20 protein-coding genes are annotated in these 24,974 nt (G+C 56.8%); 2 read left to right on the forward strand and 18 right to left on the reverse strand.

The features are described 5' to 3' along the window. Positions 1-6: 6 nt before the first annotated feature. The 5 genes from guaB to SWE17_RS01480 form a co-directional block, all read right to left on the reverse strand. Complete coding sequence (guaB, locus tag SWE17_RS01460) at positions 7-1,476, reverse strand: IMP dehydrogenase (protein WP_322991357.1); 1,470 nt, start codon at positions 1,474-1,476, stop codon at positions 7-9. A gap of 79 nt (positions 1,477-1,555) precedes the next feature. Then, complete coding sequence (locus tag SWE17_RS01465) at positions 1,556-3,142, reverse strand: M20/M25/M40 family metallo-hydrolase (protein WP_322991358.1); 1,587 nt, start codon at positions 3,140-3,142, stop codon at positions 1,556-1,558. Between the two features lie 103 nt (positions 3,143-3,245). Continuing rightward, positions 3,246-4,154 (reverse strand): class I SAM-dependent methyltransferase, encoded by a 909-nt coding sequence (locus tag SWE17_RS01470; protein ID WP_322991359.1) that lies wholly within the window; start codon positions 4,152-4,154, stop codon positions 3,246-3,248. Between the two features lie 7 nt (positions 4,155-4,161). Beyond that, the gene (locus SWE17_RS01475; RefSeq protein ID WP_322991360.1) at positions 4,162-4,530 is read right to left on the reverse strand and encodes an RnfH family protein; all 369 of its coding nucleotides are present in this window, start codon (positions 4,528-4,530) and stop codon (positions 4,162-4,164) included. Further along, positions 4,523-4,963, reverse strand: coding sequence for a type II toxin-antitoxin system RatA family toxin (locus SWE17_RS01480; protein WP_322991361.1), 441 nt, complete (start codon positions 4,961-4,963; stop codon positions 4,523-4,525). Before SWE17_RS01480 ends, SWE17_RS01475 begins: the two co-directional genes overlap by 8 nt. A gap of 94 nt (positions 4,964-5,057) precedes the next feature. Here SWE17_RS01480 and smpB point away from each other — a divergent pair, with 94 nt between their 5' ends. Continuing rightward, positions 5,058-5,552, forward strand: a complete 495-nt coding sequence (smpB, locus tag SWE17_RS01485; protein WP_322991362.1) for an SsrA-binding protein SmpB — start codon at positions 5,058-5,060, stop codon at positions 5,550-5,552. A 23-nt stretch (positions 5,553-5,575) separates the two neighbouring features. Here smpB and SWE17_RS01490 read toward each other — a convergent pair whose 3' ends face one another. From SWE17_RS01490 to SWE17_RS01545, 12 genes are all read right to left on the reverse strand, one after another. Next, on the reverse strand, positions 5,576-6,658 hold the full coding sequence (locus SWE17_RS01490) for an enoyl-CoA hydratase/isomerase family protein (RefSeq protein WP_322991363.1): 1,083 nt from the start codon (positions 6,656-6,658) through the stop codon (positions 5,576-5,578). Further along, complete coding sequence (locus tag SWE17_RS01495; RefSeq protein WP_322991364.1) at positions 6,651-7,535, reverse strand: DMT family transporter; 885 nt, start codon at positions 7,533-7,535, stop codon at positions 6,651-6,653. The genes SWE17_RS01490 and SWE17_RS01495 overlap by 8 nt, the downstream gene beginning before the upstream one ends. 13 nt (positions 7,536-7,548) lie before the next feature. After that, positions 7,549-9,366 carry a translational GTPase TypA gene (typA, locus tag SWE17_RS01500; protein WP_322991365.1) on the reverse strand — a complete coding sequence of 606 codons (1,818 nt, stop codon included), beginning with the start codon at positions 9,364-9,366 and terminating at the stop codon, positions 7,549-7,551. A 13-nt stretch (positions 9,367-9,379) separates the two neighbouring features. Further along, complete coding sequence (gene truB, locus SWE17_RS01505) at positions 9,380-10,360, reverse strand: tRNA pseudouridine(55) synthase TruB (RefSeq protein WP_322991366.1); 981 nt, start codon at positions 10,358-10,360, stop codon at positions 9,380-9,382. Between the two features lie 2 nt (positions 10,361-10,362). After that, positions 10,363-10,737, reverse strand: coding sequence for a 30S ribosome-binding factor RbfA (gene rbfA, locus SWE17_RS01510; RefSeq protein ID WP_108286996.1), 375 nt, complete (start codon positions 10,735-10,737; stop codon positions 10,363-10,365). After that, positions 10,738-13,728, reverse strand: a complete 2,991-nt coding sequence (infB, locus tag SWE17_RS01515) for a translation initiation factor IF-2 (RefSeq protein ID WP_322991367.1) — start codon at positions 13,726-13,728, stop codon at positions 10,738-10,740. 23 nt (positions 13,729-13,751) lie between these two features. Next, positions 13,752-15,236 carry a transcription termination factor NusA gene (gene nusA / locus SWE17_RS01520; protein WP_100119782.1) on the reverse strand — a complete coding sequence of 495 codons (1,485 nt, stop codon included), beginning with the start codon at positions 15,234-15,236 and terminating at the stop codon, positions 13,752-13,754. Positions 15,237-15,305: 69 nt separating this feature from the next. Further along, entirely contained in the window at positions 15,306-15,869 is a 564-nt protein-coding gene (gene rimP, locus SWE17_RS01525) for a ribosome maturation factor RimP (RefSeq protein WP_322991368.1), read from the reverse strand. A gap of 161 nt (positions 15,870-16,030) precedes the next feature. Further along, complete coding sequence (locus SWE17_RS01530) at positions 16,031-17,635, reverse strand: dipeptide ABC transporter ATP-binding protein (RefSeq protein WP_322991369.1); 1,605 nt, start codon at positions 17,633-17,635, stop codon at positions 16,031-16,033. Then, positions 17,632-18,726 carry an ABC transporter permease gene (locus tag SWE17_RS01535; protein WP_416234946.1) on the reverse strand — a complete coding sequence of 365 codons (1,095 nt, stop codon included), beginning with the start codon at positions 18,724-18,726 and terminating at the stop codon, positions 17,632-17,634. The genes SWE17_RS01530 and SWE17_RS01535 overlap by 4 nt, the downstream gene beginning before the upstream one ends. After that, on the reverse strand, positions 18,723-19,760 hold the full coding sequence (locus SWE17_RS01540; protein WP_322991370.1) for a microcin C ABC transporter permease YejB: 1,038 nt from the start codon (positions 19,758-19,760) through the stop codon (positions 18,723-18,725). The genes SWE17_RS01535 and SWE17_RS01540 overlap by 4 nt, the downstream gene beginning before the upstream one ends. Positions 19,761-19,763: 3 nt before the next feature. Then, positions 19,764-21,635, reverse strand: coding sequence for an extracellular solute-binding protein (locus tag SWE17_RS01545; RefSeq protein WP_322991371.1), 1,872 nt, complete (start codon positions 21,633-21,635; stop codon positions 19,764-19,766). 49 nt (positions 21,636-21,684) lie between these two features. Here SWE17_RS01545 and fabI point away from each other — a divergent pair, with 49 nt between their 5' ends. Then, positions 21,685-22,500: an enoyl-ACP reductase FabI gene (gene fabI, locus SWE17_RS01550; RefSeq protein ID WP_322991372.1), complete on the forward strand. Its 816-nt coding sequence runs from the start codon at positions 21,685-21,687 to the stop codon at positions 22,498-22,500. Positions 22,501-22,672: 172 nt separating this feature from the next. Here fabI and SWE17_RS01555 read toward each other — a convergent pair whose 3' ends face one another. Beyond that, positions 22,673-24,946, reverse strand: coding sequence for an arginine/lysine/ornithine decarboxylase (locus tag SWE17_RS01555; protein WP_322991373.1), 2,274 nt, complete (start codon positions 24,944-24,946; stop codon positions 22,673-22,675). Positions 24,947-24,974: the final 28 nt, after the last annotated feature.

The following is a 24,974-nucleotide window of genomic DNA, read 5'->3' on the forward strand; positions in this document are numbered from 1 at the left end:
CAGATTTTACTCAGCCCGGTAGTTCGGAGCTTCCTTGGTGATCTGCACGTCATGCACATGGCTTTCGCGGATGCCCGCAGCGGTGATTTCCACAAACTGCGATTCATTGTGCATGGCCTCGATCGTCGCGCAACCGCAGTAACCCATGCTGGCACGCAAGCCGCCCGCCATTTGGTAAATGATGGAAACGACCGAGCCTTTGTAAGGCACGCGGCCTTCGATACCTTCGGGGACCAATTTATCCGCGTTCGGGTTGCCAGTGCTCGACTCTTGAAAGTAACGGTCTGCGCTGCCTTGCTGCATGGCGCCAATCGAGCCCATGCCACGGTAGCTCTTGTAGCTGCGGCCCTGAAACAACACGATTTCGCCGGGTGCTTCTTCGGTACCGGCAAACATGCCGCCCATCATCACGGTTCCCGCACCCGCGGCGATGGCCTTGGCGATGTCGCCGCTGTAGCGGATACCGCCGTCTGCGATGAGGGGCACGCCTGTGCCTTTGAGGGCTGTGGCCACAGAGTCCACCGCCATGATTTGCGGCACGCCCACGCCTGCCACGATGCGGGTGGTGCAGATGGAGCCAGGGCCAATGCCGACCTTGACACCGTCTGCGCCCGCCTCGACCAAAGCCAAAGCGGCAGCGCCCGTGGCGATGTTGCCGCCGATGACTTCGATGTGCGGGTAGTTTTGCTTGACCCAACGCACGCGGTCGAGCACACCTTTGCTGTGGCCGTGTGCGGTGTCCACCACGATGGCGTCCACGCCTGCGCGGGACAGCGCTTCCACGCGCTCTTCGGTGCCCTCGCCCACACCCACAGCCGCACCCACGCGCAATTTGCCAGCGCCGTCGCGAGCAGCGTTAGGGAAGTTCAGCTGTTTGGTGATGTCTTTGACCGTGATCAAGCCCTTGAGTTCAAAGGCGTCGTTGACCACCAGCAGGCGCTCGAGTTTGTGTTTGTTGAGCAGCTGCTTAGCTTGCTCAGGAGTGGTGCCATCGGGCACGGTGATCAGGCGCTCGCGCGGCGTCATGATTTCGCTGACCTTTTGGTCGTAGCGAGTTTCAAAGCGCAGATCGCGGCCGGTCACGATGCCGACCACCTTACCGCCGTCGCAGACCGGAAAGCCCGAAACGCCCAATTCATCAGACAGGGCCATGACCTGGCGCACGGTGGTGTCGGGGGTGATGACGACTGGGTCGCGCAGCACGCCGGACTCGTAACGCTTGACCTTGGCCACTTGTGCGGCTTGCTCTTGCGCGGTGAGGTTTTTGTGGACGATGCCAATGCCGCCTTCTTGTGCGATGGCGATGGCCAAACGCGCTTCGGTCACGGTGTCCATGGCAGCGGACACAAGGGGCAGATTCAGGCGGATGTTTCGGGTGAATTGCGTCGCAAGCGACGTGTCCTTGGGCAGGACTTGGGAGTAAGCAGGGACGAGGAGAACGTCGTCAAAAGTCAGGGCTTTACCGAGTAGGCGCATAAGCTAAGGCTCCAAAAAATGGATTGTACCCGCGCCTATGAAGAGCAATCGTTGATTCACCTGAGATCAGATCGCAGGATCACCGGAGTGAAATAGATCGAATTAACTCAGTAACTAATGCCAATCTCTTAGGAATTCTGTCAATTAAAACGAATTCTTCATCTGACGAATGGTAATTGCCTCCGGGCAGCCCCAAAGATTCAACCACCGGTTTGCCCGATTGCGCTGCCCAAGCAGCGTCGGTTCCACCATAGGTACGTGGCCACAAAATCAAACGCCCCCCCATATCTGCATAAATAGTCCTTGCCAACTCTGCCAGTTGTCGTCCCTCAGCATTAGCGTTGTAGGCTGGAAAACCAAGCCCTGATTGAATTTGTACACTGTCCGTTGTGAATTTTTTGGCATTCAGCAATTCACGTGTGCGAGTCGCCAATCGCTCATAAGCCAGTTCATCCGGAACTCGCATATCCGCCGAAGCAAAAACAGTGGGTGCACTACCCGTACTTTGAAAAGGTCCCTCTTTGAAGTCAATTTGAACTTTTGAGCCGTTGAGCCAAGTTTTTTCAGCTGCACTTGTGATCGCCTTGACAATTTCTGATCGGTCAACCTGTGACCCCGTCGACAACTCCATCACCAATGTTGACTCGTTCGGGATGATGTTGGTCACCACGCCGCCATGCCAATATCGCCAGTGCCATGCCAAGCCAGGGATTGGGGATACATTGGACCCAACACGCCGAATCAGGTCTGCCGCTTCAGTCAATGCATTGACACCCAAGTGCGGGTTGACACCCGCATGAGATGCTCTTCCCTGAACACGAAAAGTCGCCGTCATATCAGGTTTGGGCATTCGATCAATCCGACGGGTATCTTCGGCTTTGGCAATCGTCCAATTCATGCGAGTCTCTGGAACCTGAGCAGAAACCTCGCGGGTGCGAAGCATCATATCGGCCAGTTCCTCGATGGGTCTCGACTCCTGACTGACGCCAAAACCAGAGGACGACATCCTGACCGAGAGCCCTGCGACACCAGAAGTGCCCAGAACAATCGCCTCTTCAACGGCTGTAGGCTCTCCGCTGAGCACGACATCATGCTCTTGGGCTCGTCGGCGGATTAGATCGCGTGAACCCAATGATCCACGCTCCTCGTCACTGGTAAAAAGCAATGTGATTTGTCCGAAATCTTTGAAATCGCGCTGTTTAAGTAATTTCATTGCATGCATAAAAAGGGCAATCCCGCCCTTATCGTCTGCAATGCCTGGCGCAATGGCACGCGAACCCTCTAGACGGAACGCTCTGGCTGCGGCTGTGCCAGCTGGATAAACAGTGTCCATGTGAGCGATCATCAAGATATTTCGCTTGCCTTGACCTTTAAATTTCAAAGCAATATTCGGCCCGACGACATTGGCTGAAGGCTGGATTCGCTCTGTTTGAGCACCCAATTGTTGTCCGAATTGCTCAATCCATTCCACAACTTTCAGCATACCTTGAGCCTGGCCCGTGCCAGAGTCATGACGAGTGAGCTCTTTAAGACTGGCTAAAACTTGTGACGTTTCAAGTTCCGCCAATTTCAAAATTTCTGGGTCTCTAGGAACATGGTTTTGGCTCCAGACTGGACAGCTCAACACAGTCAACAGACTGCAAATCCATGGAATGATGGGTCGCATCAAAGATGTGTGTAAGGGCATGGTCGTCCGAACGGTTCGTTAAAAATCCACGTGGGATGAATTGCAATCAATCACATTGTTGCAAGTGAATTGTAAAAAACCGTTAAGTCTTTTGGTAATGCAGCACCTTGAGCGACTTTTCTGGGTCGATGTCGGCAAAAGGCGCGGGATTGGCCAAACGTTCCACAAAGCGCAAGCCGGGGGCCGCTTCGGCCACCTGGGCGTGCAAAAAAGCCGTGTCCAATTCAGGCGCGTTCAGGCACAGCAGCACATGACCTTGGGGTTCGAGCAAATCCGGCAAGCGGCGGATCAGCTTGATGTAGTCCTTGGTGGCGATGAAGCTGCCCTTTTGGTAACTGGGCGGGTCGATCACGATCACGCCATAAGGCCCCATTTTGTTGATCTTGCCCCAGGTCTTGAAGATGTCGTGCCCCAAAAAGCGGGCTTTGGCGGGCAACTCATTCAGGCGGTGGTTTTGCTGGCCCACCGCCAGGGCACCCTGACTCATGTCGAGGTTTACCACCTGCGCCGCCCCACCCTGCAAGGCCACCACCGAAAACGCGCAGGTGTAGGCAAAGAGGTTGAGCACGTTTTCATGCAGGGCGTGCTGCTTGAGCCATGCCCGGCCGTTGGCCATGTCCAAAAACAAGCCGTGGTTCTGACCGCGCAGCACATGCACCAAGTACTGGGCGCCCTGCTCGGTCACCACATGCGGCTCGGGCACGCTGCCAGCCATGAGGCGGGTTTGTGCTTCGCCCTGCGCTCTGCACTGGAACACCCAGTTCAGCGGCACGCCAGGGGCAAGGCTGGCCCAGCGCTGCGCCAGCGCTTGGTGGCACAGGGCCAGCTCGTCTTCGCTCACGGGTTTGAAGCTGGTCAAGACCCAAACGGGCGCATACCAGTCCAGCGTCCAATGCTCGCAGCCGGGGTACAGGCCGCCACGGCCGTGGAACACCCGGTGCGCGTCGGTGGTGTTGTCCATCTGGGCGATGGCGCTCAAAAGGGCTTGCATGGGGGCCTCAATACCCGGCAGCCGAGCCGCTCTTGCGGTTGGCAAAAAGGCCCGTGCGGCCTTTGCCTTGGCGTTTGAATCGCTGTCGGCGTGCGACCTTGGGGTCCACCTTGAGCGGGCGGTACAACTCAATGCGGTCATCCGCTTTGACAAGCTGTGTCCAGGGCACTTTTTTGCCCCAAATGCCGGGTTGTTGAAACTGCAGGGACGACAAAGTGGCGCTGTCGCTCGAAGTTGGGTGTTGCAAGCTGAGGGCAACGCCCTGCTCCAGCACGTCTTGTACGGTGCTGCCCACGGACACTTGCAAACTCACCTCATGGACCTGCCGGGCCGCCATGCTCCAGCAGAGTGTGACGCCAATGAGCTGCTCAGCCATAAACCGCTTCGGCGCGTTTGACAAAAGCATCCACCAAGCTGGCCGCGATCTTGTCAAAGACAGGGCCCACCAGCGCTGCCAGGGTTTTGCTGGAAAAGCCGTACTGCAAATCCAGCTCCACTTTGCAAGCGCGTTGCGTGCCGTCGCCCACAGGCGTGAAGCGCCACATGCCGCTCAGGTTGGAAAACGGGCCTTTGACCAGGCTCATGCCCACTGAGCGCCCTTCTTCGTGGGTGTTGCGGGTGGTGAAGGTTTGCTGGATGCCGCCCAGGCTGATGCCGACCTCGGCCACCATGCCTTGGGCATCGGTTTCGAGCACGCTGGCACGGTCACACCAAGGCAAAAACTCGGGGTAACGCGCCACGTCGGTCACGAGGCGAAACATTTCCTCTGGCGTGTACCAGATGAGGACGGACTTGTGGATATTCTTCATACAATGCACCGATTGTAGTTTTTCGATTCGCCGCTTGGCTTGACGCCAAACTGCACGCCCTTGCGAACGGCCGTGCCGTCCTTATCTGCTCCTCATGGCCACCACCAAAAAGTCCCCTGCTGCCCCCGTTTTTGCCAAGATTGCCGAGAACAAAAAAGCGTCGTTCGACTATTTTTTTGAAGAGCGCTACGAGGCAGGCATGGTGCTGGAAGGCTGGGAAGTCAAGGCGATTCGCGAAGGCAAGGTGCAGCTGACCGATGGTTACGTGGTCATTCGCAATGGCGAGTTGTTCATCATCGGCTGCCTGATCAACCCACTCAAAACCGCGTCCACCCACATCAACCCCGAAGCCGCACGCACGCGCAAGCTGCTGCTGAACAAGGAAGAGATCAAGCGGTTGATCGGCAAGATCGAGCAAAAGGGCTACACCCTGGTGCCGATCAATTTGCACTGGAAATCGGGCAAGGTCAAATGCGACATCGCGCTGGCCAAGGGCAAGGCCGAGCACGACAAACGCGACACCATCAAAGACCGCGAAGGTAAACGTGAAGTCGAACGCGCGATGAAGAGCCGCCACCGAGACCGGTGAAACTCACCGTTGAGCCTCAGCTTTCAGCCCAAGTCGCGCAGGGGGTGGTGGTCTGATGGCCAAGGACTGACAAAGAAACGCGCCGCTTCTGACAGATCCACTTCTTCAACACGCGTAGGTTTCCAGTTAGGGCTGTGGTCCTTGTCAACCGCCAAGGCACGGATGCCTTCCACCGTTTCACTGTCGGCCACCGAGCGCAGGTGGAAGCAGTGGTGCACCATGTCGCGCTCCATGCGCAGGTCGTCGGCCAGGCTCATTTGACGTGCGCGGCGAATTTGCTCGAGCACCACATGCAGCATCAAAGGGGACCGGTGACGCAAGGCGTGAGCCGTTTTCTGGCTCCACTCATCGGACGCCGACTCCAATCGGGTCAACATGTCTGCCACAGTGGGCAAGCCAAATACCTCGTCAATCTGCGGCTGAGGCGTGAGCTTTTCAGGTGTCATGGCACCGGCTTGGGCCAAGACCCAACGCTCCACCGATTCAGCGTTCTCAAAAGGGCTGCTGATCAAGGTTTGCCAGATGGGCTCCAGCATGCCGCTGGGCAGTGCGATGTCGGCCAACTTGGCGGCTACGGCTTGTGCGCCGCTCAGCATCTGACCTGTCAGGCCCAGGTATTCGCCCAGACGGCCCGGGCAACGGCTGAGGAAATAACCGCCGCCCACATCCGGAAACAAACCGATGTTGGTTTCGGGCATGGCCATTTTGGTGCGCTCGGTCACCACACGCACGCTGGCGCCTTGGCTGATGCCCATGCCGCCGCCCATGACGATGCCGTCCATGAAAGCGATATAGGGTTTGCTGTAGGTGTGGATCAGGTGGTTGAGGTGGTACTCTTCGGTGAAAAAGTCATCCAAAGACGCGTCGCCTGCAGTGGCCGCCTGGTGAAAAAATCGGATGTCGCCGCCCGCACAAAATGCACCAAATGGACCTTCTTTGCCCGTACCGCGTACCGCCACGGCCAGGACTTGGGGATTGGCTTGCCAATCGAGCAAAGCCCGGGTCAAGGCCCGCACCATGTCGAGCGACAAAGCATTCAGTGCCTTGGGACGGTTGAGGGTAATGCAGCCGATACGGCCTTCAATCTGCGCGATGACATCAGACATTGTTTTGTTTCCAGCCTAACCATTCATTGAAAAGCAAGGCACCCAAGACCAAGGCACCCCCAAAAAGCACGCTCAGTTGCGGTGCTTCGTTTGCGCCCCACCAAGCCAAAGCAATGCCAAAGACGATTTCAAGCAAGGCCAGCAAAGCCACCTCTGGGGCTTTGAGCACCCTTGCACACACCACTGACAAAGCACATGGAATGGCCAGCTGGAACAAGCCCAGCAACGCCAGCAAACCCACATCATGAACCGAGGCCTGAAACGGCATGGACAAAGGCAAGGTCAGCAAAGTCGACATGAGCGCGCCCAGCATGACGCTAGGCACCAGGTCAAGGTTTTGACCCTCGCTTTGGCTTTTTTGCGTCAGCGTCCACTGCACAGAGCCTGCAATGGGCACGCACAAGGCCACCAAAGAACCGATCAAGAAATTAGGATCGCCCAAGCTCAGCTGAGAGCCGTACATCCAGGCAATGCCAATGCCAGCCAGCACGATGGCCACCCAAGTGCGGGCAGGCAAACGATGCCCCAAAAACACCCGAGTGATCAAGGCGGTGAACAAAGGCCCCACTGCCATGGTGATCAACACGTTGGCCACCGCGGTCAGGGTGAGCGCCACCATGAAGGCGGTGAACATGACACTCCAGCAAATGCCGGAGTACCAAAAGTAACGGCTGCGCAAAGGCAGCCGTGACCAAACACCTCGGCCCTGCCACAAGGGCAGGATGATCAGCAAGGACACGACAGTGAAGAAGCTGCGCCAAAAGGTCACTTCAAAGCTGCGGGCTTCTTCGAAATGCCGTGTCACCACCCCGGCCATGGACCACAGGGCGGTGCAGCCCACCATGGTCCAAACGGCCAAACCGTGTGTCATGCGCATGGTGGTCAACCGATCACTTGTTGCGCTTGCGGTCGCTTTCTTTCAAATAACGCTTGCGCAGACGCACGCTCTTGGGGGTGATTTCGACCAGCTCGTCGTCCTCGATGAATTCGACGCCGTATTCCAGGGTCAGGTCGATTGGGGGCGTGATCTTGATCGCGTCTTCCTTGCCGGACACGCGGAAGTTGGTCAACTGCTTGGTGCGTGTGGCGTTGACCACCAGGTCGTTGTCACGGCTGTGGATGCCCACAATCATGCCTTCGTACACCGGATCGTTGGCCTTGACGAACATGCGGCCACGGTCGTCCAACTTGCCCAGTGCGTAGGTGAAGATTTCACCGTCGTCCATGGAAATCAGCACGCCGTTTTTACGGCCGCCGATTTCGCCTTTGTGGGGCTCGTAGCCGTCAAAGATGTTGGAGATCAGGCCGGAACCACGGGTCAAGTTCAGGAATTCGTTGGTGAAACCGATCAGGCCACGGGCTGGGATGCGGTATTCCAAACGGACACGACCACGGCCATCGGGTTCCATGTTGACCAACTCGCCCTTGCGCTCGCCCAGTGCCTGCATGACGCCGCCCTGGTGGTTTTCTTCGATGTCGGCAGTGACCAACTCGATGGGTTCATGGCGCTCGCCATTGACGTCGCGGTAAAGCACACGTGGCTTAGAAACGGCCAGCTCGTAGCCTTCACGGCGCATGTTTTCAAGCAAGATGGTCAAGTGCAGTTCGCCGCGACCGGCCACTTCAAAAATACCGTCTTCGTCGGTCTCTTTCACCCGCAGGGCCACGTTGTGTTGCAGTTCTTTTTGCAGGCGGTCCCAGATCTGGCGGCTGGTGACGTACTTGCCTTCACGACCGGCCAAAGGCGAGGTGTTCACGCAGAAGTTCATGGTCAGCGTGGGCTCGTCCACCTTGAGCATGGGCAAAGGCATAGGGTTGACGGGGTCGGTCACCGTCACGCCAATGTTCAGGTCGGCAATGCCGTTGATCAGCACGATGTCGCCAGGACCGGCTTCGGTCACTTGCACACGGTCGAGACCTTGGAAAGTCAACACCTGGTTGACACGGCCTTTGATGGTCGAGCCGTCCGGGCCTTCCATCACGACCACGTCCATGTTGGGTTTGACGGTGCCTTGGCTGATGCGGCCCACGCCGATGCGGCCCACAAAGGTCGAAAAATCGAGCGCAGAAATTTGCAGCTGCAACGGCGCTGCAGGGTCGCCCGAGTTGGGCTTGACGTGCTTGAGCACGGTGTTGAACAGGGCCGACATGTCGGGGCCCCACTGCTCACCGGGTGCGCCCTCATCCATCGAGGTCCAGCCGTTGATACCGGAGGCGTAAACCACGGGGAAGTCCAACTGCTCGTCGTTCGCGCCGAGTTTGTCGAACAAGTCAAAAGCGGCGTTGACCACTTTGTCAGGGTTGGCACCGGGCTTGTCGACCTTGTTGACCACGACGATGGGCTTGAGGCCCAAGGCCAAAGCCTTTTTGGTGACGAAACGGGTCTGAGGCATGGGGCCTTCTTGTGCGTCAATCAGCAAGACCACACCGTCGACCATGGACAAAGCGCGTTCCACTTCACCACCGAAGTCCGCGTGACCGGGGGTGTCAACGATGTTGATGTGGGTGCCTTCCCAGCTCACGGCGCAGTTCTTGGCCAAAATGGTGATGCCACGCTCGCGTTCGATGGCGTTGTTGTCCATCACGGTGTCCACGATTTTCTCGTGTTCGGCAAACGTACCGGACTGACGCAGCAGCTGGTCCACCATGGTGGTTTTACCGTGGTCAACGTGGGCGATGATGGCGATGTTGCGAATTTGCTTGGTCATGCTTTCTCTTCCTTTAAACCTGCTCGGCCAGCAACGGCTCGGTGGCAGGTGATGTTTCTAAAATCTGTTGAATTTCCATCGGGCTCAACAATCGACCCGGAATCAATTCGCCGCCATGCACAACTGCTGTTCCCAGCAAGGCACGAGGATGTTCTCCATACACGGCGACTTGATCACAATGACCCCAAGGGCCGCGTCTGCGCACCCCATTCAAAAAACGATCTGCACTGTCTTTGTCCAGCTGCACCTCGGTGTAACCCGGCAGCAAAACATCGACCGGCTGCAACGCAGCCAAGCGCTGAACTTCATCCATGGCCTCGAGTTGCGCCAATGACACACATTCGGCTTCTGCAAAAGGGCCTGTCACCACACGGCGCAAGGCGATGAGGTGGCCACCACAACCCAAAGCTTCGGCAATGTCCTCGCCCAGGGTGCGGATGTAAGTGCCTTTGCTGCACCGCACACGCAAACGCAAATAAGGCGACTCGCCTTGCAGTTGCATGTCGAGCAAATCCAGATCATGGATCACCACGTTGCGCGCTTCGCGCTCAACGGTTTCGCCCTCACGGGCATATTCGTACAAGGCCTTGCCGTCCTTTTTCAAGGCACTGTGCATCGGCGGCACTTGGCTAATTGGTCCCATGAAACGATCTAAAACCTCCACCACCATACCAGCCGAACATGACACTTCTCGGACAGAGATCACATCGCCTTCGGCATCTCCGGTGCTGGTTTTCAAACCCAAACGAACCGTGGTTTCGTAGGTCTTGTCGGCATCCAGATGCTGCTGGCTGAACTTGGTGGCAGCGCCAAAACACAAAGGCAAAACCCCTGTTGCCAAGGGATCCAAAGTGCCGGTGTGGCCTGCTTTTTCAGCCCGCAGCAACCATTTGGCTTTTTGCAAAGCTTGGTTGCTGGAGAGACCCAGCGGTTTGTCGAGCAAAAGCACCCCGTGCACAGGGCGCCGCTGCACCCTGGTGCGTGGCGCGTTCATGCTCAGTCCTCCTGGGCGCGAGAAGACACGGCCTTGGCGATCAGTGCGTTCATGTCTGACGCACGCTCAGTGGTGCGGTCGAACAAAAAATGCAGTGTCGGCACGGTGTGGATGTGCAAACGCTTGAACAAACCATTGCGCAGGAAACCTGCAGCGGCATTCAGGCCTTCTGTCGCCTCTTCGGGGTTGCCCGTCAAAACACTGAAATAGACCTTGGCGTGCGCGTAGTCGGGCGTGACCTCGATGGCATTGATCGTGACCATTCCCACCCGCGGATCTTTCAATTCGCGCGCAATCAACTCGGCCAGATCACGCTGGATCTGGTCGGCCACGCGGAAACCGCGGTTGGGCACAGAGGACTGCTTTTTACGCGCCATTTACAGCGTTCTCGCAATTTCCTTGACGTCGAAGAATTCGAGGTAATCGCCTTCTTTGATGTCGTTGTAGTTCTTGAGCTTGATACCGCACTCGAAGCCTTCTTTGACTTCGCGCACGTCGTCCTTGAGGCGTTTGAGCGAGTCGAGTTCACCGGTGTAGATGACCACGTTGTCGCGCAGCAAACGGAATTTGGCGCTACGGGTGACTTGACCCGAAGTGACCATACAACCTGCAACGGTACCAATCTTGGAAGCCACGAACACGGTCCGAATTTCGGCCATACCCATGATTTCTTCGCGTTGCTCGGGTGCCAACATGCCCGACATCGCTGCCTTGAGCTCATCCACAGCGTCATAAATGATGTTGTAGTAATGAAGATCAACGCCATTGCCTTCGGCCAATTTGCGCGCACCGGCATCGGCACGCACGTTGAAGCCGATCACGATGGCCTTGGAGGCGATCGCCAAGTTGATGTCCGACTCGCTGATACCGCCCACGCCGGAGTAAACCAACTGGACTTTGACTTCTTCGTTGGACAGCTTGAGCAAGGACGCGCCCAAAGCTTCTTGCGAGCCCTGCACGTCGGCCTTGATGATGATCGGCAGCATCTTGACTTCGCCCGCCGACATGTCGGTGAACATGTTTTCGAGCTTGGCGGCTTGCTGCTTGGCCAGTTTGGTGTTGCGGAACTTGCCAGCACGATAAGTCGCGATTTCGCGGGCACGGCGTTCGTCGCCCATGACCATGAATTCATCACCCGCTTGCGGCACTTCTGTCAAGCCTTGAATTTCCACCGGGATCGATGGCCCTGCCGACTTTATGGCGGCGCCGTTTTCGTCCAGCATGGCGCGCACGCGGCCGAATGTTTGACCAGCCAACACAACGTCGCCCGTATTCAAAGTGCCAGACTGCACCAAGATGGTGGCCACAGGACCGCGGCCCTTGTCCAAACGGGCCTCGATGACCAGACCCTTGGCAGCGGCTTGCACCGGGGCTTTGAGTTCCAGCACTTCGGCCTGCAGTAGCACTTGCTCCAGAAGGTCGTCGATGCCCATACCTGTTTTGGCGGACACGGACACAAAGGGTGCATCGCCACCGAATTCTTCAGGCACGACTTCTTCGGCAATCAATTCACTGCGTACACGCTCGATGTTGGCATCGGGCTTATCCATCTTGTTGATGGCGACCACGATCGGCACACCTGCTGCTTTGGCGTGCTTGATGGCTTCTTTGGTTTGGGGCATGACGCCGTCGTCACCAGCCACCACCAAGATGACGATGTCAGTGGCTTGTGCACCACGGGCACGCATGGCCGTGAAGGCCTCGTGACCGGGCGTATCCAAGAATGAAATCATGCCGCGAGGCGTTTCAACGTGATAAGCGCCAATGTGCTGCGTGATGCCACCGGCTTCACCCGAGGCCACTTTGGCGCGGCGGATGTAGTCGAGCAGCGAAGTTTTACCGTGGTCAACGTGACCCATGACAGTCACCACAGGTGCGCGTGGCAGGGCTTCAGCATGTTGATCCAACACTTCGTCATCAGTGAACGCTTCTGGATCGTCCAAAGCCGCGATCACCGCTTTGTGACCCATTTCTTCCACCACGATCATGGCGGTGTCTTGGTCCAAAGGCTGGTTCATGGTGGCCATTTGGCCGAGTTTCATCAAGTGCTTGATGACCTCAGAAGCCTTGATGGCCATTTTGTGGGCCAACTCGGCCACGGTGATGGTTTCGGGAACGTGCACTTCCAAAACGCGCACTTCCACGGGCGCTTGCTGGCTGTGACCTTCGTCGCGGTCGCGTTCATTGCCTCGTCGACCACGGGGACCGGTGCGCCAGTTGTTACGACCCACACCACCACTGGTATCGCCACGGGTTGGAATGGCTTTCTTCTTGGCCGGATCTCCTGCCCAGCTGGAAGACAGCTTGGCGGATTTGACTTCTTTGTTTCCACCAGGCGCAGTAGGAGCGGCTGTTTGAGCGGCGGCAGCGCGTGCACCCGGCGCAGGCGTACCTGCAGGCTTGTGCAAAGTACCTTTGACCGCAGCTTTGGCCTCGACCTTCGGCTCTTCTTTCTTGGCGACCAACACCTTTTTAGGGGCATTCATCATGGATCGGATGGCTTCGGCTTCAGCCAATGCCTTGCGTCGGCGTGAATCCAAATCAGCGGCACGGGCGGTGTCTTCGTCGGCTTTGGCCTTCGAATCGGCAGCGGCCTTCAAAGCCACGGCTTCACGGGCTTCTTGATCGGACTTGGCTTTGGCCACAGCCGCTTCGGCAGCTTCGACGGCCTTGGCCGCAGCCACATTTTCAGCGGAAATCGTTGGCGAAGCAGATGCAGGCTTCACCTGTGCAGCTGCATTGATGCTGGCGGCTTCTGCACGGGCCAATTCCTGGCGCTCATCGCGGCTCAATGTCGGCTTGGCAGGCACAGCTTGACCAGCCGCCAACGCAGCAGCGTCGGCGAGCGATTGAACCTCGGCGCGAGCTTGCGCTTCTTGGGCCTGCAACTCACTGCGCTGCTTGGCCTCTTGCTCTTCGCGCAGACGACGTTTCTCAGCCAACTCTTCTTCTTGACGGCGAATCAGCTCGGCTTGTCGACGGGCTTCTTCTTCACGTCGGGCCAAGTCAGCGTGATCGATCACGGGCTCTTGTGGTTCCTCAGCTGGTGCTTCTTGCACAGGCTCATCATCGCGTTTGATCAAGGTGCGTTTCTTGCGCACTTCCACTTGGATGGTGCGGGCCTTGCCTGAAGCATCGGCCTGCTTGATCTCACTGGTTGACTTTTTGACCAGGGTGATTTTTTTGCGATCTGCGGTCACAGTGCCGTGACTGGCTTGCAGGTAACTGAGCAATTTTTGCTTGTCAGCGTCGTTCAGCGTATCGCTGACGGAGCTTTTGACGACGCCAGCTGATCGCAATTGATCGAGCAAAACGTCGGCAGATTTTTTGAGTTCATTTGCGAACTCGGCAACAGTGGTACTGGACATATTGTGTTCAAGCCTCCATAGCTTCAGGCCTGGCCTGCGAACCAATGTTCGCGGGCTTTCATGATCAGGGCGGTCGCCTCTTCAGCAGTCTGAGCAGTGATGTCAGTCAGTTCGTCGGTGGCCAAGTCAGCCAAATCGTCACGGGTGTGGATGCCCGCTTCAACCAGCTTGGAAATCAGCTCAGGCGTCAGGCCTGGCAGGTCACGGAGGTCTTGCGACACGTCTTCAACGCTCTCTTCGCGTGCAATTTCGAGGGTCAGCAACGCGTCTTTGGCGCGCGTGCGCAGCTCGTTGATGGTGTCTTCGTCGAAGCTTTCGATCTCCAGCATTTCCTGGATCGGCACATAGGCCACTTCTTCCAGGCTCGTGAAACCTTCGCCGATCAGGATGTCTGCAATTTCTTGGTCGACGTCCAGTTTTTCCATGAACAACTGGCGGATACCCGTGGTTTCTTCCGCTTGCTTTTGGGCAGATTCGGCTGCGTCCATGATGTTGATCTTCCAACCCGTGAGGTCAGAAGCCAAACGCACGTTTTGGCCACCGCGGCCAATCGCAATGGCCAGGTTTTCTTCGTCGACCACCACGTCCATGGCGTGCTTTTCTTCGTCCACCACGATGGACTGGACATTGGCCGGAGCCAAGGCGCCGATCACGAACTGGGCAGGGTCCTCGCTCCACAACACGATGTCGACGCGCTCGCCAGCCAATTCATTGGTCACGGCATTCACTCGGGTGCCGCGCACACCGACGCAAGTCCCAATAGGATCAACGCGCTTGTCGTGCGAGAGCACAGCGATCTTGGCGCGTGAGCCTGGGTCGCGGGCGCAGGTTTTGATTTCGAGCAGGCCTTGCTCGATCTCGGGCACTTCCTGGCGGAAAAGCTCAATCATGAACTCGGGAGCCGAACGCGACAACAAGATCGGGGCACCACGCAAGGTCAAGTCCACTTCCATGATCATGGCGCGAACACGGTCACCACTGCGCAGATTTTCCTTGGGGATCATTTCGCTGCGACGCAAGCGGCCTTCGATGCGGCCAGACTCACAAATGATGTCGCCCTTGTCCATGCGCTTAACAGTACCGACAAAAATCTTTTCGCCACGCGACATGAAGTCGTTCAGCAGCATTTCGCGCTCAGCGTCACGGATTTTCTGCAAAATGACCTGTTTGGCTGCCATGGCACCAATACGGCCAATTGGCAAGGATTCGATCGGTTCTTCGATGTACTCGTCGACTTCGATGTCCGGAATTTGCTCTTTGGCTTCGAACAACAAAATTTCTTGTTCGGGCAACTGCAGACCGGCCTCATCGGGAACCACATGCCAGCGGCGGAAGGTTTCGTAATTGCCATGGTCACGGTCGACAGAGACGCGGATGTCCACCTCGCCCGAATACAATTTTTTGGTGGCTTGGGCCAGTGCGGCCTCAACAGCACCAAACACCACGTCGCGCTCAACGTTCTTTTCACGTGAGATGGCTTCAACCAACATCAACATTTCGCGATTCATGAATGACTCTCCTGTTCCACTGGGTCCATGATTCAGACCCGATAAAAATGCTCAAAACCCGACACCCGGTCAGGCTTCAACCTTTGGCTTGCGCCCTTTGAAATCCACCACGGGGGCCAATCGGGCCTCGCGCAATTCGTCCAATGTGAAACCCAACGCGTTCAAAGGCGCTGGGATCCGTTTTTTGCTGATTCTTTGACCGGGTTTACCTACGGGCTCATCGCTCCAGACGATTTGCCAGCCGTCGTTGTTGACCGTTCGCTCCAGAGTGCCCCGGAACTTTTTGCGGCTGGCACTGACCAAACCGACAGCGTTTTCACCCATGGGCGCTTTGAGGGTGATGTCGATCAATTCACCAGCAAAGCGTTCAAAATCTTTTTCATGGCGCAATGGACGATCAATGCCGGGAGAAGAAACCTCCAGCCGGTTGTACGTGACGCCATCGACCTCAAGGGCAAACTGAAGTTGCCGATTGACTTTCTCGCAGTCTTCCACATTGATGAACAGCTCTGTGCCTGGTTGCCAGGGAAAATCGATGGTGATGCGCAACAAACCGCCCGCTGTGCGGTCAATTTCGACCAGGTCATAGCCCAGGCCGGTCACGGTTTCTTGAACAATTTGCTGCAATGCCACAGAGCTTCGAAATTTCAACGTTAAAAAAGAAAGACCCAAAAAAAACGGGCGGTGAAAACCCGCCCGTTTGGTCGTGAAGCCGATATTCTAGCTCAAAAACGTGCTAAGTGCGTGATTTTGAAGGAAAACACAGTGCAAGCTGAGTGGGTCAGCGGAGCCCATCAGACAAAGGCTTCGAGCAAACTGCGGGTGTACTCGTGGGCAGGATCGTTCAAGACCTGAAGGGCATCTCCAGCCTCCACCACCTGCCCGGCCTTCAACACCAGCACCTGGTGCGCCATGGCCCGCAACACATCGATGTCATGGGTGATCAGCAAGTAGGCCACCCGGCGTTGAGATTGCAAATTCTGCAGCAATTGGAGAATTTGCTTTTGAACAGTGACGTCCAAAGCACTGGTCGGCTCATCCAAAACAATTAAATTGGGTTCAATCACCAAGGCACGCGCTAAAGCAATGCGCTGTCTTTGACCACCGGAAAAGGCATGAGGGTAACGGTTCAGCAAATCAGGAAATTCATCCACCGACAAACCCACCTCGGCCAATGTGCTCAACACCGCCGCCTGAATTTGTGGCTCGGACTTGTGGGGGGCATGCCAGCGCAAGCCTTCCGACACGATTTCCCCGACCGTCATGCGAGGCGATAAACTGCCATAAGGGTCCTGGAACACCACTTGCACCCTTTGGCGCAAAGCCTTGTCTTGGGCTGGTGCATTGTGCCAAGTTTGCCCTCCAAACGACAACTGCCCCGCAAAGGGAATCAAACCCAGAACCGCTTGCGCCAAACTGGATTTGCCGGAGCCCGACTCACCCATCACGCCCAAGGTCGTGCCCGGTGTGATGCTGAAGTTGGCGCCTTGCAAGGCGGTGAAATGACTTTTTCGAAACCAGTTCCGAAATCCGGCTTTGTCCATGGGATACCGAACCTGAAGGTTTTGGGCCTCCAGCAAAGGTAAGGCCAGAGGCACATCAAGACGGGCATCTGCCAACCCCTCCCGGCTGGGACGGCTGTCCAGCAACTTTTGGGTGTAGGGATGCTGCGGATTTGAGAAAACCTCTGACAAGGTGCCCTGCTCAACCAATCGACCCTTTTCCATGACCGCCACACGGTCTGCAAAATGACGCACCAAAGACAAATCGTGGGTAATCAAGAGGACAGCCATGCCGGTTTTTTGTTGCAGCTCGGCCAGCAGCTCAAGCATCTGCAATCGCAAACTGGCATCCAAGGCTGTGGTCGGTTCATCTGCCAGCAACAATTGGGGTTCAGAGGCCAAGGCCATGGCCATCATGGCGCGTTGGCGCTGTCCGCCAGACAATTGATGGGGATAAGCCGAGAAACGCCGATCTGGATCGTCGATGCCGGTATCGGCCAGCCATTGCACGGCACGGGCGTCGGCTTCACGGCGAGGCAACAACTTTTTGAGCTGCAAGACTTCTGAGATTTGCTGCCCCACCGTCATCAGCGGGTTGAGCGCCGTCATCGGCTCTTGAAAGATCATTGCGATCTCGTCGCCACGGATGCTTTGCATCTCGTCGGATGAGCGTAAAAGCAAATCCCCTCCATGCCAAAGCACCTGCCCAGTCAACTGAGCGGATTCGAGCAAACGCAACACCGACAAAGCGGTGACAGATTTACCAGAGCCAGACTCGCCCACCAAGGCCACCCGTTCACCCGCTTGGATGCACAGATTGAGACCGTGCACGACAACTTGACCACCGAAAGCAATGCGCAGGTCTTTCAATTCCAACAGCGTGGGTGGGGTGTTCATGCTTGGGCCTTTCGAGGATCCAGCGCATCACGCAGAGCATCCCCCATGAAGGTCAGGAGCAGCAAAGTCACAACCAGAACGCCGAAAGTGGACAAGGAAATCCACCAAGCGTCGATGTTGTTTTTGCCTTGCGCCAACAACTCACCCAAAGAAGGCGTCCCGGGCGGAACGCCCAGACCCAAAAAATCGAGCGAAGTCAGCGCCAAAATGGCGCCACTCATTCGGAACGGCAAAAAAGTAACGACCGGGGTCATGCTGTTAGGCAAGACATGCCGCCAAATGATTTGCCAGTGCCCCAAACCCAGCGCACGGGCCGACTTGACGTAATCAAGCTGGCGGTTGCGCAAAAATTCAGCCCGCACATAGTCTGACAAACCCATCCAGCCAAACAAACTGAGCAACACCAACAACAGTCCCACACTGGGTTCAAACACCGCTGAAAAAATGATGAGCAAATACAGCTCAGGCATGGCACTCCAAATTTCAATGAAGCGCTGAAACACCAAATCGGTCTTGCCCACGAAAAACCCTTGTACCGCCCCGGTCAGGACACCCAGCAGCACACCAAAGAGCGTGAGGGCCATCGCAAACAAGACAGACACACGAAAACCATAAATCAAACGCGCCAAGACATCGCGCCCTCGGTCATCGGTGCCCAGCCAGTTGCGGCTTGTGGGGGGTGCGGGGTTGGGCAAAGGCGCAAAGTAATCGAGCGTGCTGTGGTGATAAGGGTTGGGCGCATGCAAAGCCCAGTTGCCACTTTTGTGCAGTTGTTGCTGGATGAAAGGGTCAAGGTAGTCGGCAGGTGTTTCAAAGTCACCGCCAAACACTTTCTCTGGCAAGTTTTGCACAACGGGGAAATACCACTGCCCATCAAAACGCACCAGCAAGGGCTTGTCATTGGACAAAAATTCTGCGCCCAGACTCAGCAAAAAAAGTGTGATGAAAACGATCAGGCTCCCAAAGCCCAAGCGATTGCGGCGAAAGCGCTGCCATGCCCGCGCAGAGGGTGAGAGCTGCGCTGGAGCAATCGGCGAAGACGTTTTAGAAACTTGAGGCATGTTGGGTGAGGCCAATGGATGTGAACTCATGCGTCAAACTTCACGCGGGGGTCTACCCACAGATAGCAAAGGTCGCTGATCAATTTGGTGACCAAACCGATCAGCGTGAACAGATACAAAGTACCCAGCACCACAGGGTAGTCCCGCCGAATGACGGCTTCATAGCTGAGCAAACCCAAGCCATCGAGTGAGAACAGGGTTTCGATGAGCAAAGAGCCCGTGAAAAAAGCACCGATGAAGGCCGCGGGGAAACCAGTGACCAAGGGAATCAAGGCATTGCGCATGACGTGGCGGTACAGCACGCGGTTTTCACTCAAGCCTTTGGCGCGGGCGGTGAGCACATATTGCTTGCGGATTTCCTCCAGGAAAGCGTTTTTGGTCAGCATGGTGATGACCGCAAAAGAACCCAGCACACTGGCCGTGACCGGCAAGGCGATGTGCCACAAATAGTCGACCACTTTGGCCCCCCAACTGAGCTGTTCCCAGTTGGATGAGGTCAGGCCCCGAAGCGGAAACCACTGCAGTTGCCCGCCAAAGATCACCAGCAGTGCAACGCCCAACACAAAGCCCGGAATCGCGTAACCCACCAGCACCAGCAAACTGGTGAGCGTGTCAAAGCGCGTGCCAGCCCGCACAGCCTTGGCGATGCCCAGGGGCACCGATATCAGATAACTCAGGAAAAACGTCCACAGGCCCAGACTGATGGACACCGGCAGCTTCTCTTTGATCAAGCTCCAGACGTCTTTAGGGTAGAAAAAGCTCTTGCCCAAATCAAACTGCGCAAACTGCTGGAGCATCATCCAAAAGCGCTCGGTGGGCGGCTTGTCAAAGCCATACAAAGTTTTGATTTCGGCAATGCGGGCGGCATCAACGCCCTGACGGCCTCGGTAGCCACTGCCCGCAGCAGCAGCGCCCTCCCCGCCTGTGTCTCGCCCCTGCAACTGCGCCACCATTTGTTCGACCGGGCCACCGGGCACAAACTGGATGACCACAAAGGTCATCAACAAAACCCCGAACAGGGTCGGAATCATCAGCAGCAAGCGTTTGAAGATGTAGGCCAACATGGTTCAGGGGGCTTTCGGGGCGGCTGGATCTGAAGCTTGGGGGCGTGCCGCAGCTGGTGACCACCACACCGAAGTCACCAGTTTTTCAGGTTGGTAAAAACGGGGCAGATCGGCAGGGCGCTCAAACGCAGCCGCACGCCAAGACACACGGTGAACCGCACCGTACCAATGCGGCACCACATAGTGGCCATGACGCAGCACCCGGTCGAGTGCCCGCAGGCGGGTGACCAGTTCGGGTCGGGTGGTGGCGCTCACCGCTTTGTCAAGCAATGCGTCGACTGCGGGGTCTTTGAGGCCCAAAATATTGCCCGAACCCTCCACGTCGGCCGACTTGGAGCCAAAGCGTTCGAGCAATTCCGTGCCCGGTGCCTCGCTGCCCACGGTGCGGTTGCTCACGATGTCAAAGTCAAACACGTCCATGCGCTTTTGCAAAAGTGCAAAGTCAATCACTTTGTAGCGAACCTGAATACCGAGTTTTTCAAGGTTCTTGGCAAAGGGCGTGACTACCCGCCCCATGGAGCCCGAACTGTCCAGAAACTCGATGGTCAAGGGCTGCCCCTTGGCATTTCGCAACGCGCCATCGCGGTAGTTCCATCCAGCGGCTTGCAGCAAGTCCCGAGCTTGGCGCAAATGGTCGCGCAGGGTATGGCCCGATGCGGGGTCGAGCGCAGTTTGTGGCGGCTGGGGCACGGCTTGGTCAAACACGGCGGCAGACAGTTGCCCGCGCAAGGGCTCCAACAGGGCCAACTCGTCAGGGCCTGGCAAGCCTTTGGCCTCGAAATCGCTGGCCACAAAAAAACCGCGTACCCGGCTGTAGGCGTTGTAGAAAAGCTGTCGGTTCAGCCATTCAAAATCCATGGCCAAGGCAATCGCTTGGCGCACCCGCACATCTTTGAACTGTTCGCGCCTCAGATTGAACTGAAAGCCCTGAAAGTCACCGGCATTGCCATGGGGCAGCTCGGCTTTGATCAATGTCCCGCGCTCAAACGCCCTGCCGGTGAAAGCACGCGCCCATTCACGGGCTACAAAGGACTGCATGTAATCGAACTCGCCCGCCTTGAAGGCTTCGAGCTGGGCCGTGCTGTCTTTGTAAATTTTGTAGGTGATGCGGTCAAAGTTGAACTGGCCCTTGCGCACATTCAGGTCTTGGGCCCAATAAGCCGGGTCGCGCTCATAGGTGATGTCTTTGCCAAACTGAACGCGGCCAATGCGGTAGGGGCCGGATGCGATCGGGATCTCCATGACCATTTGGTCGAAAGCTTTGTGCGAGTTGCCTTGCAAACCCCACTTGCGACTGAACACGGGCATCGCCCCCACAATCAAGGGCAGTTCACTGTTGGGCCGCACAAAATCAAAACGGATGCTGCGCTCGGCCAATACCGTCGCGCTTTTGACCTCGCCAAAATAAGTGCGGTATTGGGGCGCGGCCTGTTTGCTGGTCAGACGTTCAAAGGCATGGCGCACATCAGCGGCCAGAACCGGGTCACCATTGTGAAAACGGGCTTGCGGGTGAATCTGAAAAACCACCGACATGCGGTCGGCGGCCACCTGAATGTCGGATGCCAGCAAACCATAGGCCGTGGTTGGCTCGTCCATATTGCTCACCAGCAAGGTGTCGAACAACATGTTCAGCATGGCCGGCGGCGCACTGCCTTTGAGCGTAAAAGGGTTGTACTTGTCGAAGTTGGTCTGCCGGGTGGGCGGCACCAAAACGATCTCGCCGCCTTTGGGCGCAACAGGGTTGACATACGCGAAATGGGCAAAACCTGAGGGGTATCGGATGTCGCCAAACTGCGCATAGGCATGTGCAGCCCACGCATGACCCGTGATGCAAAACCCAAAGGCCAGCAAGCAGAGTGTCCAGATTCGGGCCATGGGTCTTCGCATGCGACAATTCTGCACACATTTTTGAGGAGTTGAGGACATGACAACAAAAACAGGATTTCTGTCGGGGAAAAAGCTGCTGATCACAGGCGTGCTGTCCAACCGATCAATTGCTTACGGCATTGCCAAGGCTTGTCACGCACAAGGCGCCGAGCTGGCTTTCAGCTACGTGGGTGAACGCTTCAAGGACCGCATCACCGAGTTTGCTGCCGATTTTGACTCCAAGCTGATTTTTGATTGTGATGTGGGCAGCGACGAGCAGATTGAAAAACTGTTCACCGACTTGTCGGCTACTTGGCCCAAGTTCGATGGCTTTGTGCATGCCATCGGCTACGCACCGCGCGAAGCGATTGCAGGCGACTTTTTGGATGGCTTATCGCGTGAAGGCTTCAAAATCGCCCACGACATCAGCGCTTACAGCTTCCCTGCCATGGCCAAGGGGGCCTTGCCCTACCTGAATGACAAGTCGGCAGTTTTGACCCTGACTTACCTGGGCGCGATCCGCACTGTCCCCAACTACAACACCATGGGCCTGGCCAAAGCCAGCTTGGAAGCGTCGGTGCGTTACTTGGCCGAATCACTGGGCAGCCAAAACCGTGGCCTGCGTGCCAACGGTATCTCGGCTGGCCCCATCAAAACTTTGGCGGCCAGCGGCATCAAAGGTTTCGGCAAAATTTTGTCGGTGGTGGCTGAAGCCTCGCCCATTCGCCGCAACGTGACCATTGAGGACGTGGGCAATGTGGCGGCCTTCTTGCTCAGCGACTTGGCTGCGGGTGTGACCGCCGAGATCACTTATGTGGACGGCGGCTTCAGCCAAGTGGTAGGCGGTATTGCGGAACCAGCGGCTGCGGCTTGATCTCAAGAGTTTCGGAATTTAAAAAAACGGCAAAAGCCGCTTTTTTTATTCTCCCACGCAGGTGAGGCAGGGCCCTGTGCGGGGGCGATGTGGCAAAGCGAAGCGCCTCTGAGCCCCTGCACAGGGCCCTGCCTCACCTGCTTCTCAAACAGAACGCTACACACAAGAAGCGTTAAGCCTTCACGCAATCCGCAAAATACCGCTTCTTGCCTTCCTCGTCCACGATCTCCACCAAGCCATGGATGTCTGTTTCAAAGCCCGGGCACTTCTCGTTGAACTCGCGTGCGAACTTGAGGTAATCCACGATCTTTTTGTTGAAAACTTCGCCTGGAATCAACAGCGGAATGCCGGGTGGGTATGGCGTGACCAAACCCACCGTGATGCGACCTTCCAAGTGGTCGATCTCCACACGTTCGGTTTTGCGTTGGGCAATGTGGGCGTAAGCGTCTGAAGGACGCATGGCTGGCGCCAAGTCCGACAAATACATGTCTGTCGTCAAAATGGCAATGTCGTACTTGGCGTACATCTCGTGCACATGCTGGCACAGATCGCGCAGGCCCATGCGCTCGTAGCGCGGGTGCTTCTGGCAGAACTCCGGCATGATTTTCCACATCGGCTGGTTCTTGGCGTATTCGTCCTTGAACTGCTGCAAGGCCGTGAGCAAACTGTTCCAGCGGCCCTTGGTGATGCCGATGGTGAACATGATGAAGAAACTGTACAAGCCTGTCTTCTCGACCACCACACCGTGCTCGGTCAAGAACTTGCTGACAATCGATGCAGGAATGCCCGTCTTGTCGAACTTGCCATCCAGGTCCAAACCCGGCGTGACGATGGTCGACTTGATCGGGTCCAGCATGTTGAAGCCATCGGCCAATTGCTGACCAAAACCATGCCACTTGCTGGCTTTCTTGCGAGGGTCGTTGCGCAAGATCCAGTCATCCGCGCGGCCAATGCCTTCTTCGGCAAACTTCTCGGGCCCCCAAACCTTGAACCACCAGTCTTTGCCGTACTCGGCATCGATCTTGCGCATGGCGCGGCGGAAGTCCAGCGCCTCTGCAATGCTCTCTTCCACCAGGGCGGTGCCACCGGGCGGCTCCATCATGGCAGCCGCCACGTCGCAGCTGGCAATGATGCTGTACTGCGGCGAGGTCGAGGTGTGCATCAAATAGGCCTCGTTGAAGAGTGGCCTGTCGAGTTTGACGCTTTGAGCGTCTTGCACCAGCACATGGCTGGCCTGACTGATACCGGCCAGCAATTTGTGGATGGACTGAGTGGCGTACACCATCGACTCTTTAGGCCGAGCGCGTTTTTTGCCCATCGCATGGTAAGGACCATAAAACGGGTGAAACGCGGCATGCGGCAACCAAGCCTCGTCGAAATGCAGGTTCTCCACATAACCGTCGAGCATCTCCTTGATGGTTTCGGTGTTGTAGAGCACGCCGTCGTAGGTCGACTGGGTGAGTGTCATTACGCGCGGCTTGACCTTTTTAGGGTCTACGCCTTTGAGCAAGGGATTGGCCTTGATCTTGGCCATGATGGCCGCAGGCTCGAACTCGCTTTTGGGGATCGGGCCGATGATGCCGAAATGGTTGCGCGTGGGCTTCATGAAAACAGGCACCGCGCCGGTCATGATGATCGCGTGCAAGATGGACTTGTGACAGTTGCGGTCCACCACCACCACATCGCCCGGGGCCACAGTGTGGTGCCAAACGATCTTGTTGGAGGTGCTGGTGCCGTTGGTCACAAAGAAACAATGGTCGGCATTGAAAATGCGGGCGGCATTGCGCTCGCTCTCGCCAATGGCGCCGTTGTGGTCCAGCAGCTGGCCCAACTCTTCCACCGCGTTGCACACGTCGGCGCGCAACATGTTCTCACCGTAAAACTGGTGGTACATCTGGCCCACGGGGCTCTTCAAAAATGCCACGCCACCCGAGTGACCGGGGCAGTGCCACGAATACGAACCGTCTTCTGCGTAATCGAGCAAGGCCTTGAAAAACGGTGGCTGCACACCCTCCAAGTAGCTCTTGGCCTCGCGAATGATGTGACGCGCCACAAACTCGGGCGTGTCCTCAAACATGTGGATGAATCCGTGCAACTCGCGCAGGATGTCGTTGGGCAAATGGCGCGATGTTTTGGTTTCGCCATAAATGTAAATCGGCACATCGGCGTTTTTGCGGCGCACTTCGTCAATGAAGGCGCGCAAATTGATCACGGCCGGATCCAGATCGGGACCAGGCGTGAACTCTTCGTCGTCGATCGACAAAATGAACGCACTCGCCCGGCTTTGCTGCTGGGCGAACTGCGACAGGTCACCATAGCTCGTTACGCCCAAGACCTCCAGTCCCTCGCTGACGATGGCGTCTGCCAAAGCGCGAATGCCCAGACCCGAAGTATTTTCGGAGCGGTAATCTTCGTCAATGATGACGATGGGGAAGCGAAATTTCATGGGCTTGTCGGGCTGTGCGCCAATAAAG

The organism is Limnohabitans sp. (assembly GCF_034680285.1).
Lineage (GTDB): Bacteria > Pseudomonadota > Gammaproteobacteria > Burkholderiales > Burkholderiaceae_C > Limnohabitans_A.